The 13,938-nt window shown below is 62.9% G+C and carries 13 protein-coding genes; 8 read left to right on the forward strand and 5 right to left on the reverse strand.

The annotated features are described in order from the left end of the window. Positions 1-10: 10 nt before the first annotated feature. Positions 11-571, forward strand: coding sequence for a DUF192 domain-containing protein (locus BCL93_RS06075; RefSeq protein WP_112054200.1), 561 nt, complete (start codon positions 11-13; stop codon positions 569-571). Between the two features lie 4 nt (positions 572-575). On the opposite strand, the gene BCL93_RS06080 is transcribed toward BCL93_RS06075, so the two are convergent. From BCL93_RS06080 to BCL93_RS06090, 3 genes are read right to left on the reverse strand one after another with little or no spacing between them, the layout of a single operon-like run. Next, a complete protein-coding gene (locus BCL93_RS06080) occupies positions 576-1,766 on the reverse strand; it encodes a mandelate racemase/muconate lactonizing enzyme family protein (protein ID WP_258396008.1) in 1,191 nt (396 codons plus the stop codon). Next, positions 1,763-2,965 (reverse strand): iron-containing alcohol dehydrogenase, encoded by a 1,203-nt coding sequence (locus BCL93_RS06085; RefSeq protein ID WP_112054201.1) that lies wholly within the window; start codon positions 2,963-2,965, stop codon positions 1,763-1,765. The genes BCL93_RS06080 and BCL93_RS06085 overlap by 4 nt, the downstream gene beginning before the upstream one ends. Positions 2,966-2,975: 10 nt before the next feature. Further along, positions 2,976-4,469 (reverse strand): aldehyde dehydrogenase, encoded by a 1,494-nt coding sequence (locus BCL93_RS06090; RefSeq protein WP_112054202.1) that lies wholly within the window; start codon positions 4,467-4,469, stop codon positions 2,976-2,978. Positions 4,470-4,647: 178 nt separating this feature from the next. On the opposite strand from BCL93_RS06090, the gene gcvA reads away from it, so the two are divergent. Beyond that, positions 4,648-5,547, forward strand: a complete 900-nt coding sequence (gene gcvA, locus BCL93_RS06095) for a transcriptional regulator GcvA (RefSeq protein WP_112054203.1) — start codon at positions 4,648-4,650, stop codon at positions 5,545-5,547. Here the strand turns inward: gcvA and BCL93_RS06100 are convergent. Next, positions 5,544-6,452 carry a LysR substrate-binding domain-containing protein gene (locus BCL93_RS06100; RefSeq protein ID WP_112054204.1) on the reverse strand — a complete coding sequence of 303 codons (909 nt, stop codon included), beginning with the start codon at positions 6,450-6,452 and terminating at the stop codon, positions 5,544-5,546. The genes gcvA and BCL93_RS06100 overlap by 4 nt on opposite strands. Positions 6,453-6,562: 110 nt before the next feature. Between BCL93_RS06100 and BCL93_RS06105 the strand changes: the two genes are divergently transcribed. The 3 genes from BCL93_RS06105 to BCL93_RS06115 all read left to right on the forward strand — a co-directional run bounded on the left by BCL93_RS06105 (position 6,563) and on the right by BCL93_RS06115 (position 9,792). Beyond that, positions 6,563-7,453 carry a HalD/BesD family halogenase gene (locus BCL93_RS06105; protein ID WP_112054205.1) on the forward strand — a complete coding sequence of 297 codons (891 nt, stop codon included), beginning with the start codon at positions 6,563-6,565 and terminating at the stop codon, positions 7,451-7,453. A 39-nt stretch (positions 7,454-7,492) separates the two neighbouring features. Then, positions 7,493-8,743: a M24 family metallopeptidase gene (locus tag BCL93_RS06110; protein ID WP_112054206.1), complete on the forward strand. Its 1,251-nt coding sequence runs from the start codon at positions 7,493-7,495 to the stop codon at positions 8,741-8,743. A 185-nt stretch (positions 8,744-8,928) separates the two neighbouring features. Next, positions 8,929-9,792 carry a glycine betaine ABC transporter substrate-binding protein gene (locus tag BCL93_RS06115; RefSeq protein WP_112054207.1) on the forward strand — a complete coding sequence of 288 codons (864 nt, stop codon included), beginning with the start codon at positions 8,929-8,931 and terminating at the stop codon, positions 9,790-9,792. A gap of 91 nt (positions 9,793-9,883) precedes the next feature. Here the strand turns inward: BCL93_RS06115 and BCL93_RS06120 are convergent, their stop codons facing one another. Beyond that, positions 9,884-10,744 carry a DMT family transporter gene (locus tag BCL93_RS06120; protein ID WP_112054208.1) on the reverse strand — a complete coding sequence of 287 codons (861 nt, stop codon included), beginning with the start codon at positions 10,742-10,744 and terminating at the stop codon, positions 9,884-9,886. A gap of 296 nt (positions 10,745-11,040) precedes the next feature. Here BCL93_RS06120 and BCL93_RS06125 point away from each other — a divergent pair, with 296 nt between their 5' ends. The 3 genes from BCL93_RS06125 to BCL93_RS06135 all read left to right on the forward strand — a co-directional run bounded on the left by BCL93_RS06125 (position 11,041) and on the right by BCL93_RS06135 (position 13,929). Continuing rightward, on the forward strand, positions 11,041-12,048 hold the full coding sequence (locus BCL93_RS06125; protein ID WP_112054209.1) for a DctP family TRAP transporter solute-binding subunit: 1,008 nt from the start codon (positions 11,041-11,043) through the stop codon (positions 12,046-12,048). 116 nt (positions 12,049-12,164) lie between these two features. Beyond that, positions 12,165-12,644, forward strand: coding sequence for a TRAP transporter small permease (locus BCL93_RS06130; RefSeq protein ID WP_112054210.1), 480 nt, complete (start codon positions 12,165-12,167; stop codon positions 12,642-12,644). Next, positions 12,634-13,929: a TRAP transporter large permease gene (locus tag BCL93_RS06135; protein WP_112054211.1), complete on the forward strand. Its 1,296-nt coding sequence runs from the start codon at positions 12,634-12,636 to the stop codon at positions 13,927-13,929. Before BCL93_RS06130 ends, BCL93_RS06135 begins: the two co-directional genes overlap by 11 nt. The last annotated feature ends 9 nt before the right edge of the window (positions 13,930-13,938 follow it).

Here is a 13,938-nt window from a genome sequence, read left to right on the forward strand (position 1 = left end):
AGGTTTACCCATGAAGACTCCCCTAAGTCTGAGCCGCCGTCGTGTTCTTTCAGGCCTGGCCGCCGTCGGCAGTGTCGCAGGCGCCATTGCCTGGCTGCCGTTGGCCGCTTGGCCGGCAAGCACAGCCCGCGCAGCCAAGCTTCACTTCGCGTCCGCGACCCTGGCCATTCATGGCGATCAGGGGCCATCGCGTCTGGAGGTGGAACTGGCCGAGAGCCCTCAACAGCGCGCGACCGGGCTGATGGGGCGCGAACAACTGGGGGCGGAGGCCGGCATGCTGTTCGTGTATCAGCGGCCTCAGTCGCCGGACAGCGGCTTCTGGATGTATCGCACCCTAATCCCGCTGGATATCGCCTTTATCGACCGCAACGGGCGCATTGCTGCCATCCGGCAGATGACGCCCTGTGGCTCTGATGTATCAGCGGATTGCCGCGCCTATAGAGCCGGTGTCGCCTATATCGCGGCACTGGAGGTCAATGCCGGGTATTTCGCCGCACGCGGCATTGAAGTGGGTGACTGCGTGAGCCTGCCCGGTTCGGTAGCCCCGCAGAGGGGGCAGTGCGCGCCGTGATGCGTTACTGGTATGTGGCCTGAGTGGCGCGGGTAGCGGCCAGGCGGTGCTCATCCAGCTCAAAACCAAGACCAGGTGCCTCGGACAGGGTCAGCCAACCCTCGCCATCCGCCAGCAAGGGCGTCGTCAGCGGGAAATCGCGCTTTTCGGGCGTCCATTCGGGCGGGTCGAACGGGTATTCCAGATAGGGGGCGCCGGTCGGCCCGACCGCGCCCGCAGTCAGGTGCAGGTTGGCGATCACGCCGATGCCGTTGCCCCAGGTGTGAGGCGTGAAGAGTTTGCCGGCGGCGACGATCTCGCGGGCCAGTCGGGCCAAGCCCAGCATGCCCACCGAACAGACGGCATCGGGCTGGTAGACATCGAGGCAGCCCTGACGCAGCATTTCTCTGAACTCGTAGGGCTCGCGCGTCATTTCGCCGCCAGCGATCCGCACTTCAGTCTCCTCAGCGAGCTTAGCCATGCCGGCGTAGTCGCCGCGATATAGCGGCTCCTCCATCCAGTAGACATCCTGGCGCTCGAGTTCCCGGACCACCTCCAGTGCATGGGCATACTGCCAGGGTGTCTTGACATCCCAGGGCATCCGCCAGCCCTGGTTGCAGTCGACCATCAGCTCGAGTCGATGACCGACGGCCTGGCGGACGGCACCCAGTACAGCCAGGTCATCTTCCAGGCGCGGGCGCCCGAAGCGCAGTTTCAAGGCCGGGATGCCGGCATCTTGTACCTGCCTGGCCAGGGCCACCACCTCCTCCAGAGGGCGATGGGTGCCACTGGAAGCATAGGCGCGCAGGCGGTTCGATACGCCGCCCATCAAGCGCCACACCGGGGTATCGAGGATCTTGCCGGCTAGATCCCAAAGGGCCACCTCCAGCGGCCAGCAGCGCCCGGCATGAAAGCCGATGTTGTCGATGACACCGGCATGGCGCTCCAGGTCCAGCGGGTCTTTGCCGATGAAGAGGTGACGGAAGTCATCAAAGCCGTACATCACGTCGCCCGAGCCAACACCCTCGCGTCCTTCGCTGTCGATCACCCGGACCAGTGTCGCGGGGAACTGTCGGCGCGGCTGGCTATCCCAGGCGGCGGGGAAGGGCGGATCGAGCTCGAATTGATGATGGCTGATCTCGATGCGGGCGATGTGGCTCGCTTGGCCGGGATCTGAGAACAGCGGGGTACGTTCGTCGTTCAACGGTGCCGTCATGCCATTGCCCTCTCTTGCGTGGTTGACCCGGCTCGCAGGCCTGCCTGGCGATGCTGGAAGGTGGCCACGGTGAGCTCCGCCAGATGTTGCCAGTCGTCTCCCTCGGGGATGCGGGCGGCATTGTTGGCCATCGGGGCGTTCTCTTCGGCCTGCATCACTTCGGCTAGGGCCGTGGCGTCCATCTCCAGGTTGGCGAACGGCGCCAGGGCCTGGTCGAAGGCGCTGGCATCTGCAAGCTCGGTGACCAATTCAGGGAGCGCTTTCGCCTCGCTGCCGGCCATCAGGGCATGGGCGCTGGCGGCGAAGGTGGCCTCATGGCCTTCGATCGACCAGGCCAGCGAGGCCTCGACGGCGATCGCCACGGCCACGCCGTGCGGCAGGTGGTAGAGGCTGCCGAGGGCATGGCCGATGTTGTGAGCGATACCGGTGCCGCCGTTATCGATGGCCATGCCGGCCAGGCAGGCGGCTTCCTGCAGCTGTTGGCGAGCCTCGAGGTTATTCGGTGTCTGGACCGCCTCGGGCAGGGCCGCGCCAACCAGGCGAATCGCCGCCAGTGCCTGGCTCTCGATCAGCCGGTTGCGATTGCGTCCGGTGGTGGCCTCCAGGGCATGCACGAAGGCATCAAGCCCGGTGGCGGCGGTCAGTGGTGCCGGCAGCGAGCGAGTGAGTCGCGAGTCCAGCAGAACAGCCTCGGGCAGGAGTTCATCACCCCAGGCCCATAGCTTGCGACCCGTCTCATCGGCGAGGATTGAGGTCCGGGTGACCTCGCTGCCGGTGCCCGATGTGGTCGGGATCATCACGGCGGGTGCCTTGCCGACCCAGGGGGTGCGTGCCAGCAGGTAGGCCTCCATCGGACCCGGGCTTTCGGCCAGCGCCGCCACTAGCTTGGCGATGTCCAGAGCGGTGCCGCCGCCGATGCCAAGCACCAGCGGGGCTTGCAGTTCGCGGACCACCTGCGCTGCCTGGTCGACGGTTGCCACGCTGGGTTCGCCGGCGGGGGCAATGAAAGGGACGATGTCGGCATCCTGCTCCAGTTCGGCCAAGTATGGCTTAAGCAGGCCGCTGGCCTCGAGGCCGGCATCAGTGATCAACAGGTAGCGTTCGGCGCCGTGCTGCCGGCGCAACTCCGGCAGGCGCGCCAGGCAGCCTGGGCCGGCAATGACGGGGGCCTGGCGGCCAGTCTGGTAGTCCTGGTGCATGCTTGGCTCCTCAGATTTCGATCCAGGTCGTCTTGAGTTCGGTGTACTTGTCGAAGGCATGCAAAGACTTGTCGCGGCCCTGGCCGGATTGCTTGAAGCCGCCGAAGGGGGCATTGATGGAGGTGTGGTCGTAGCAGTTGACCCAGACAGTGCCAGCCCGTAGCGCCCGAGCGGCACGGTGACCATCGCTCAGGTTCCGGGTCCAGATGGCAGCGCCGAGGCCGTAATCGGTGTCGTTGGCGATGGCGAGTGCCTCGTCCACCTCGTCATGGGTGAGTACCACCAGCACCGGACCGAAGATCTCCTCGCGGGCGACACGCATGTCGTTGGTGACCTCATCAAGTATTGCTGGGGTCATGTAGTAGCCACCGCTCTCGTGGCGGGCACGCTCGCCGCCAAAACGCAGCCGTGCGCCTTCGCGCTGCCCGTCGGCCAGGTATTCACGAACCTTCTCCAACTGAGGCTCTTCGATCATCGCGCCGATCTGGGAATCCGGGGCAAGAGGGTCGCCGGGTTGGAGCTTTTCCGCCCAAATTTCCAGACGTTCCAGCAGCGCTTCCTTGATCTGGCGGTCGACAATCAGGCGGGTACCGGCATGGCAGGTCTGACCCTGGTTGTACCAGACGCCATAGGCCACGTTCATGGCGATTTTGTCCAAGTCCTCGACGTCGCGGGTGACGATATGCGGGCTCTTGCCGCCACACTCCAGGCCGATACGCTTCATGTTGGATTCCGCCGAATAAGCGAGGAAGCGCTTGCCGATCTCGGTGGAGCCGGTAAAGCCCACGGCGTCGATGTCCATGTGCCGGCCCAGCGCTTCGCCAGCCTGGTGGCCGAGCCCGGTGACCACCTGGAAGGCCCCCTCGGGAATGCCGGCTTCACGGGCCAGGGCGGCGACTCTCAGGGTGGCCAGGCTCGACTGTTCGGCGGGCTTGATGATCAGCGAGTTGCCGGCGCCGAGTGCCGGACCGATCTTCCAGCCAGCAATGATCAGCGGGTAGTTCCAGGGCACTACGGCGGCGACGACGCCGACCGGTTCGCGGTCGATCATGCACACGCTGTCGGGACCATTGGGTGCCGTTTCGCCGTAGAGCTTGTCCAGCGCTTCGGCATAGAACCGCAGGCCGCCGATCAGTCCTGGCACGTCGATGCTGGTGGTCTGAGAAATGGGCTTGCCGGTCTCGAGGGTCTCGAGCAGAGCGATCTCGTCCAGGTGGTCTTCGATAAGCGCAGCCCAGTCGAGCATGCGCGCCTTACGCTCTGTGGGTGCCAGGTCGCGCCAGGTGCCGGCGTTGAAGGTGCGGCGGGCCAGGGCCACGGCGCGATCGACATCCTCGGCCTGGCAGGCAGCAATATGCGTCAGCACTTCGCCGGTTGCCGGGTTCTCTGCGGCGAAGGTCGCGCCGCTGGCGGCGTCGCAGAATTCACCGTTGAGGTAGGCCTGGTGCGGCAGTGTCAGGTTGGCGGCGTACTGCTGCCAGTCGGATAGAGTGCGATCTGTCATGAGGTCAGTCTCCGGTAATGGGCACCAATTTGCGCAAAGCCTAGGGCGGACCGGGACGCGACAACAAACGAGGATTATGCACCTGTGGTATTCGTAAAAGTCATGCGGCATGCTGCCTTGGCAGGCTAGAACCGGCGTATTGCCCCAATACCACGATATTTTCTACTTGAGAGATTCGATGCCACGTTCATTGCCTCCACTCAATGCGCTCAAGGCCTTCGAGGCTGCTGCAAACTGTGAGAGCTTTACCCTGGCCGCGGAGCGGCTCTGCGTGACGCAAAGCGCAGTGAGTCGCCAGGTCAAGCTGCTCGAAGAGCAGCTCGGCGTCACCCTCTTCGAGCGTGGCGCCGGCCGGTTGCGACTGACCGATGCCGGACGGCGCCTGCAGCCGGTGTTGCGTCAGTCCTTCGACCGGATCGCCTGGACCGTGGGCGGGCTTCGAGATCATGAGGCCTTTCCCCGCTTGACCATCAATGTCCCGCCCACATTTGCCAGTCGCTGGCTTGTGCCACGGTTGGGGCGACTCAATGCCCTATACCCGGATCTCGAGCTCACCGTCACTACTCGCGCCGAGGATGACCTGACTGCCTACAGCGACCTGGACTGCGCGATACGTTTCGGGGACGGGGAGTGGCCCGAAGTCGAGGCCACTCTGTTGATGCAAGAGAGTCATGTGGCCGTCTGCGCCCCGCAGTTGCTGGCGGGGCGGCGTGGGCGCGAGGTGGATTTGACCCGTCATACCCTGCTGCATGTGCTGCGCGGCGAAGACCGTTTCCATACCTGGGAGCACTGGCTGTCGGCGGCCGGTCTCGAGGGGGTGGAGACCCGTGGTGGCATGGAGTTCGATGTGCTGGAGCTGGCCATTCAGGCTGCGATCAATGCGGTGGGCGTGACTATCGCCGATCGTCAGATGATCCAGCGGGAGCTGTTCCGCGGTGACCTGGTTCAACTGCTCGACGTGGAAGTCACCGGCCATCAGTCCTATTGGCTGGTGACGAGGCCGGGTCAGACCGAGTCGGCGAACCTTGGCTTGTTTCGCCGTTGGCTGACGCAGGAGATCAATGACCCGCCCGGCTAGTCCGCGTCGGTCGCTTCGGACTCGGCTACGATCAGCTCACCCAGCAGGGTGATCAGGTCGTCCCCGGCTGGGTGCTGAAAGCTGGGTGAGCGATGCAGTTCCAGTTGAGCCGGTGGCAAGGGGGGCAGGCCGTCTGCCTCACCCAGGATCCGCCAGTCGGCGGGCAACGTGCGGCGATCGGCGACGGTCACCGCATTGCGCTGATTGACCGCCATGCGCAGGCCGGTGGGGCTCTGGCTGGTGTACTGCAGTGACCACTGACGGCCTTGGCGGGTCAGGCTATCCAGGGCGCGTTGACGGTAGGGGCAGTGGTCGGGAAACAGGGCCAGGGGCAGCGCTACCTTTGGATCCTGGCAGAAATCGCGATGGGCGGCCCAGACCAGCGTCTCGGCTCCCAAGGGCTCGCCATTGCCATGGTTGGTGTGGCGCACCGTCATCGCCAGGTCGAGCTCACCGCCTTCCAGTGCCTCGATCAGCTCACTGGACATCCGGCAGTGAATATGAGGCCGAATGCGCGGATGAAGCCGTGCGAAGCGATCGAGCAGGCGGGGTAGCCAGGCTTCAGCATAGTTTTCCGGCAGTCCAAAACGAATCACCCCCTCCCGGTCGCCATTTCCCAGTGCGCTGATCGCTTCCCGCTGCAGTTGAAGCAGACGACGCGCGTAGACAAGGAAGGTCTCTCCATCCGCCGTCAGGCTCACTTGGCGGCTGGTGCGATGCAGCAGTGACACCTCGACCCGCTCCTCCAGCGTGCGGATGCGCTGGCTGATCGTCGACTGCGTCTTGTGCAGTTGGCGGGCCGCTGCCGTGAACCCGCCGTTTTCTATGACCGCGACGAATGCGCTGAGCAGTTCGGTGTCGAGGATCGGCAAGTTAGTGCAATCGGGTTTGTCGATGGAATTCATCGGAACGAATCGTTTCCTCGATGCTTCAGGGTTCTCCACTATGCCGCCCATTACGAGACGAGACCAGCATTGGCTGGTCGACGCCGTTCCGTGCCGACTGAGGAGTTCCTATGTTGACTGCCATGCAACTTGCCGATGCCGAGCGTCATGACCTTTCCGGCTTGGTGGATACCGAGCGTTATCCGCTTGACCGGCCCGATGATTCAACACTGCTGGCGACGATTGAGCAGGCCCGAGCCGATCTGGATCGGGAAGGCTGTGCAGTGTTGCGTGGTTTCCTGCGCGAGGATCGCCTGACCCAGCTGCGAGAAGAGTGTCAGGAACTGGCGAACAAAAGCTTCTTCAACACCCGAGAGGTCAACGCCTATTTCACTGCAGATAACCCCGCCTTGCCCGAAGACGATCCGCGTCGTCTGTTCATGACTCGCACCAGTGGTTTCGTGACCCGCGACATGATCACTGCCGACCGCATCATGCAGCGGCTGTATGTCTCGCCGGCCATGAAGTCGCTGGTGGCTCGCTGCCTGGGTGAGAACCAGGTCTACGAATATGCGGACCCTTACGCTGGGCTAGTGCTCAACGTGCTACCCGAAGGCACCGAGCAACCCTGGCACTACGACACCAACGAATTCATCGTCACCATGATGACTCAGGACGCTGAAGAGGGCGGGAGCTTCGAGTATTGCCCCGATATCCGCACTCCCCAGGACGAGAACTACGCAGGCGTCGGGGCGGTGCTGCGTGATCAGGACCGCGACCGTGTTCGTCACCTCAGCCTTCGTCCCGGCGATCTGCAACTGTTCAAAGGCCGTTTCAGTCTGCACCGGGTGACCCGTGTTAAGGGCGATACTCCCCGCTTGACCGCCATCTTCGCCTACTCCCAGACCCCGGGTGTGGTAGGGCGACTGGAGCGCACGCGTCAGCTCTATGGGCGGGTATCCGAGCAGCACATCCAGGCCGAGGAAGGGCGGGCAGAGCGCGCCGATGGCCTGATCGACTGAGGCTTGAACCTGCCAATTTACCGATACGGAGAACCCCTGATGAACATGGATCTGGACGCGCTGGGCATCCTGGCCCCGACCCATCGCCCCGAAGACTGCGAGCCCACAAACGCCGAGATCGAGCAGGTCCTTTGCGACCGGCTGGCCCGCGTGCGCGCCGAACTCAGAAAACGCGACATCTCTGCCGCCGTGCTATTCGACCCGGCACACGTGCGCTATGCCACCGGCTCGCGCAACATGCAGGTCTACAGCTCCCGCAACCCGGCGCGTTATGCCTTCGTGCCGGCCGAGGGACCGGTGGTGTTGTTCGAGTTTTCCGGGTGCGAACACCTGGCCGCGCATCTGCCGACCATCGACGAGATCCGACCGGCCAAAGCCATCTCGTACTACTTCAACGAACGAAACACCCATGCCGTGACGGAGGCCTGGGCCGACGAAATCGACGATTTAATCCAGCGGCAGTGCGGTGGTGGCGCCAAGGTGGCACTGGAGAGCGCCACTCCTCAGGCGGCCTTAGTCCTGCAGGAGCGCGGCTATCAGGTACTGGATGCTCAGGAGCCGGTGGAGCAGGCCCGGGCCTACAAAGTTGACAACGAAATCAAGATGATCCGTTCCTCGCTGCGCGCCGTCGAGAATGGCGTTCACAAGCTGGAGGCCGCCATCGTCCCGGGCGTGACCGAGAATGCTGCCTGGTCACGGCTTCATCAGCACATCATCGAAACCGATGCAGATTTCGTCGAGACGCGCCTCATGAATTCTGGGCCGCGTACCAACCCCTGGTTCCAGGAGTGCTCCGACCGTTGCATTCAAGCCGGGGAGCTTGTGGCACTAGATACCGATGTCGTCGGGCGCTATGGCTACTATGCCGATTTCTCACGCACCTTCCTGTGCGGTCGAGACGAGCCCACCCGGACCCAGAAGGACCTGTATCGCATGGCCTACGACCAGATCCGCACCAACATGGAGAACCTCAAGCCTGGCGTGAGCTTCAAGGAGTATGCCGAGCGCGCCTGGCAGATTCCGCCTGCTTACAAGTCGCGCCGCTACTTTGCTCTGGCCCATGGGGTGGGGATGAACGGTGAGTATCCCTATATCGTTCACCGCGAAGACATCGACGACAAGGGCTACGACGGGATCATCGCGCCGGGCATGACGTTCTGCGTGGAGAGTTTCATCGGTCATGAGTCCGGTGGCGAAGGTGTCAAGCTCGAGGAACAGCTCTATGTTCGCGATGACGGTCAGGTCGAGCTGCTGTCCGATTATCCTTTTGATGCCCGGCTCCTCGGTTAGGCGATTCTGCGCCATCGCAGGGGAGCAGATATAGGGTGACGGGGATCGTTCGTCAGCTTTGCCTCGCCACCTAGGTATTCTTTTATCTCATGTCGTGCATGAGAAATGGTGGCCAAAAACCGGCGAAGGGTCATGCTAGGCTGACCTTTCTGAATTGCGCGAATAAAAACTCAGGGAGATTGACCATGAAGACTTTACCCTCAGTGCTGCTGGCGACGGGCTTGATTACCGTGGGCGGCCTGGCGCAGGCCCAGGACAAATCATTGGTCGTCGGGACCAATAACTGGGCCGAGAATATCGCTGTTGCCAATATGTGGAAGATCCTGCTCGAAGAAGAACACGGCTATGACATCGAGCTTTCCAATATTGGCAAGAGCGTGCTCTACAGCGGCCTGTCCAACGGCGACTTCGACCTGTCGTTCGAGATATGGTTGCCCACCACCGATGCGCCCTTCCTCGAGCCGCACCGTGACGAGATTGACGTGCATGATGTCTGGTACGACGGCACCGGCCTTGGCCTGGTGGTTCCAAGCTATGCCGACATCGACAGCATCGACGAGCTGCGCGATCAGGCCGGGCGCTATGAGTATCAGGGGCGTCCGTCGATTCTGGGCATCGACTCCGGTTCGGCGATTGCTGGGTTGACTGAGGATGCCATCGAGGCCTATGAGCTGCCGCTCAATCAGGTCAACAGCTCAGGCCCGGCAATGATGGCGGCACTGGACAGTGCCTATCAGCGTGAAGAGCCTATCGTCGTGACCCTGTGGAGCCCCCACTGGGCCTTCGCCGAGTATGACCTCAAATACCTCGAAGACCCGCAGGGCGTCTATGGCGAAAACGAGAGCATTCACTGGATGTCGCGTAAGGGACTGGCCAATGAAGACCCCTGGCTTGCCAGCGTCCTGGATGCCTGGAAGATGGACGACGACAGTCTCGGAGGCCTGATGGCGCGGATCGAGAAAGTCGGTGATCCGGTCGAGGGGGCCAAGGCCTGGATCGAAGATAACCGCACACTGATCGATAGCTGGTTCGACGCGGCCGAGAGCTAAGGCGATTTACGCCAAATCACGTCAAGGCAAACCAAGTCCTGTTGCGGGGCGCGATCTTATTGATAAGGTCGCGCCCCGCGGCGTTCTGGCCTCAGGTGCCTGCCTGCTGGCGGGGCGGCTGAAGAATGATCAGTGCGAGCCCAGCCAGTACCAGCCCGCCGCCGGCCAGTTTGTAAATGTTCAGGCTATCGCCGAGCAGCCAGGCGCCAAGCAGCACCGCGCCCACCGGCATCAACAGCGTCAGCGGTGTGACGCGGCTCACCGGATGGCGGCGTAGCAGGCCGTACCAGATGCCGTAGGCGACGATCGATGACATCACTGCTGTGTAAACCACCGCGCCCCAGCCCGCCCAACCGGCGTTCTTGAGCGCCGCGAGATGATCCGTCTCGAACCACCATGAGCCCAGCGCCACCTGAGGCACCGAGAACAGCGCGATCCAACCGGCCAGTGCCAGTGGTGGAATCTTGGGGCCGCGCTTGATCAAGAGCTGCGAGATGGCCCAGCCCAGAGCGCTGAGCAGCAGCAGCGCCAGTGGCAGCGGCGCGGGCAGGGTAGGGCCGCCAGCCAGGACCATCACGCCACCGAACGACAGCAGCAGGCCGATCAGGCGTCTGGCGTCCAGATGTTCTCTCAGGAATATGACCGCCAGCACCGTGGCGAAGGGAGTGCCCATCTGCACTAGCAGGGCGCCGGTGCCGGCCTCCGCCTGGCCGAGGCCGATGAACAGCAGGGCAAAGTGCAGGCTGCCAAAGGTCAGCGATAGCAGGAGCAGGAAAGGCAGCTGGTGTCGATGAACCGGATGAAAGGGCACCAGCAGGACGGCCACCAGTGCAAAGCGCAGGGTGGTCAGCAGCAGCGGCGGCAGGTCGGCTACCCCAAGCTTGATAACGATGATGTTCAGCGCCCAGATGGCGATGACAAAGAGGCCCAGTAGCAGGTCGCGAAGTGGCACGGCTCGTCCTTCAGGTTGGTCGATGGGCGAAAAGGTTAGCAGCATAGCAGTTTGTTGGTGCGATGATCCCGCCGATAGGCTGGCGCGATGCTTCCGCATGCAGATAGGGATGTCACAGCCGCCCCACTCATACCTTGGTTTGGCATCATTTACGTTGTGTTCTCATTACACTGCTACAGGATCTGCTGATTGATCGATTGCCATATCCACATCGATAGCCCTAGCCATACCAATAACGAAGGCCTAGCCCCTTGGACTGACCATCGGGTGATATAGCGCCTCAACAAGGACACGCAATGATGACGTTTCGTTTTTCCCGTTTGACGACGATTCTGGCCGGAACCGCCCTCCTGTGCACGGCACTGTCAGCACAGGCTCGCGAGCTTTCGGTCTCGACGGTGCTGTCGGATGCCTTCCCCTGGGGCCAGGCGGCGGAGAAATGGGCCGAGCTGGTTGAGGCCCGCTCCGATGGCCGCCTGACGCTGCGGGTCTACCCCAATGCCCAGTTGGTAGCTGGCGATCAGACCCGTGAGTTCTCGGCCATGCGCTCGGGGCTGATCGACCTGGCGGTGGGGTCGACCATCAACTGGTCGCCGCAAGTGCCGGAACTCAACCTCTTTTCGCTGCCGTTCTTCATGCCCGATTATGCAGCCGTCGATGCGGTGACTGGCGGAGCGGCTGGTGAGCAAGTCTTCGCAGCCATCGAGGCGGGCGGTGTGGTGCCGCTAGCATGGGGGGAGAATGGCTTTCGCCAGCTTTCCAACTCCAAGGGGCCCATCGATGAACCGAGCGACCTGGAGGGGTTGAAAATCCGTGTGGTGGGCTCGCCCTTGTTTCAGGACACCTTCGAGGCCCTGGGGGCCAACCCGACCCAGATGAGCTGGGCGGATGCCAAGCCGGCGCTGACCACTGGCGCCGTCGATGGCCAGGAGAATCCCCTCTCGGTCTTCGACGTGGCGCGCATCGATCAAGTTGGTCAGACGAACCTGACGCTGTGGAACTACATGAACGATCCCTTGGTGTTTGCGGCCAACCAGCGTGTCTGGGGCTCGCTGTCTGCTGAGGATCAAGACCTGCTGCGCCAGGCCGCCGTCGACGCCGGCGAGTGGGAGATCGCCATGACCCGCGATGAAGAAGGCAAGCGCCGCGCGGCCATCAAGGAACGCGGTGTCGATATCGTGGAGCTGACCGAGGCGCAGCATATGGCTTTTGTGCAAGCCACTCAGAGCGTCTACGCGACCTGGGTCGATAAGATCGGCGAGTCGTTGGTGAAGGCTGCCCGAGATGATATGGCGGCTGACTGAGTATAAATCCCTGTCAGCTGAAGCAGCGAACGCCTGTGTGACGAAAGCTTGTGTAAATTGTGCTGGTACTGATTGACCGGCCCTAAAGGGGCCGGCTTTTGACGTTTGAGGACTCCATGAAGAGCCAACCCGATGCCAGACCCGAGCGGGTGCTGGCGACCCTTTCGCTGGTAATCATCGCGTTGATCAGCCTGGCGAATGTCGTCGTGCGCTACATCACTGATGCTTCCTTCGCCTTTACCGAGGAGTTTTCGGTCTTCCTGCTGGTGGTGCTGACCTTTGCCGGTGCCTCGGTGGCGCTGCGCCGCAATGGGCATATCCGTATCAGCCTGCTGGAGCGTGCCTTGCCGGCAGGGCTGCGGCGCATATTGATCGTTTTTCAATGGCTCTGCGGTGCCACGGTGCTGAGCCTGGTCATATGGTTTGGTGGCAAGCTGGCCTGGGAGGAATATCAATGGCAGTCGCTGTCGCCGGGGCTTGGCCTGCCCCAGTGGTGGTACATCGCTTGGCTGCCGGTGCTCGCTGCGTTGATGCTGTTGCGCCTGAGCCAGCAGTGCCTTGATCGCCTGCGCGGGGGCCTTTCCGATGAGCCCTGATGTGTGGATGATTCTGGCCTTTGCGGGGCTGTTGATCGCCGGTGTACCGGTGGCGTTTTCGCTGGGGCTCTCTGGGGCGGTGGGGATCGTGATGGGCCTGCCGGCGACGATGCTGGCGACCCTGGGCACCAACACCTACAACAGCGTCGCCAAGTATCCACTTATCGCCATTCCGCTATTCATCCTGACCGGGCTGATCTTCGAGCGTGCGGGGGTTGCGGCTCGGCTGGTGCGTTTCGCCCAGGCGCTGATCGGGCCTCGCCATGGCGGGCTTGCGCTGGTCGCAGTGCTGGTCTGCATGATCATGGGCGGGATGAGTGGTTCGGGTCCAGCAGATGCGGCGGCGGTGGCCATGGTGATGCTGCCGAGCATGACCCGTGCCGGCTACCCGAAGCCTTTTTCGGCAACCTTGATCGCGGCATCTGCCTCCACGGCGATCCTGATTCCGCCGTCGGTGGCGCTGATTCTGTACTCGATCGTGGTGCCCGGGGTCGATCTACGTGCGCTGTTTGCCGCCGGGCTTTTTCCGGGCATGCTCGCCGGCGCGGCCCTGCTGGTGCCCGCCTGGTGGCTGTCACGGCGCTACGGCTGGGAGTCGCCGCAGAGCGTACCGCGCCCGGCGCTGGGAGAGAGCTTCCGTCAGGCGCTGCCAGCACTCTTCGCGCCGGTGCTGATCCTGGGTGGACTGCGCTCGGGATTGTTCACGCCCACCGAGGCGGCCGTGGCGGCGGTCACCTACGGAGTCATCGTGGGGATCTTTCTCACCCGTGAGCTGAACTGGCGGGAGCTGTGGCGATTGTTCGGCGAGGCGGCGGTGATCACCGGGGTGGTGATGCTGATCATCGCGCTGGCGGGGATCTTTGCCTGGGCCGGCACCATGCTGGGCACTTTTCGGCATCTGGCCGAATGGATCATCGGCCTGTCCGACAGCGGCGCATTGCTGCTGTTGCTGATCATGCTGGCGGTGCTGCTGGCGGGGATGGTGCTGGACGCGATTTCGATCTATCTGATCATGATGCCGATTCTGATCCCGGTCATGGACCATTTTGGTTGGCATCCGGTGTGGTTTGGCATTCTGCTGGCCATGAATATCGCCATCGGCCAATTTACCCCGCCGGTGGCGGTGAACCTGATGGTCACCACGGAAGTGGCGAAGATTCGTCTCGAGCAGACCGTGGGGTGGGCACTGGTCTTCGTGGTGGCCATGGCCGCTGCCCTGGCGCTGGTGGCGATCTTTCCGTCGATCGCCCTTTGGTTGCCGGGCCTACTGGGCTATAACGTCTAGCCAAACGAA

The organism is Onishia taeanensis (assembly GCF_003268885.1).
In the GTDB taxonomy this organism is placed as follows: domain Bacteria; phylum Pseudomonadota; class Gammaproteobacteria; order Pseudomonadales; family Halomonadaceae; genus Onishia; species Onishia taeanensis_A.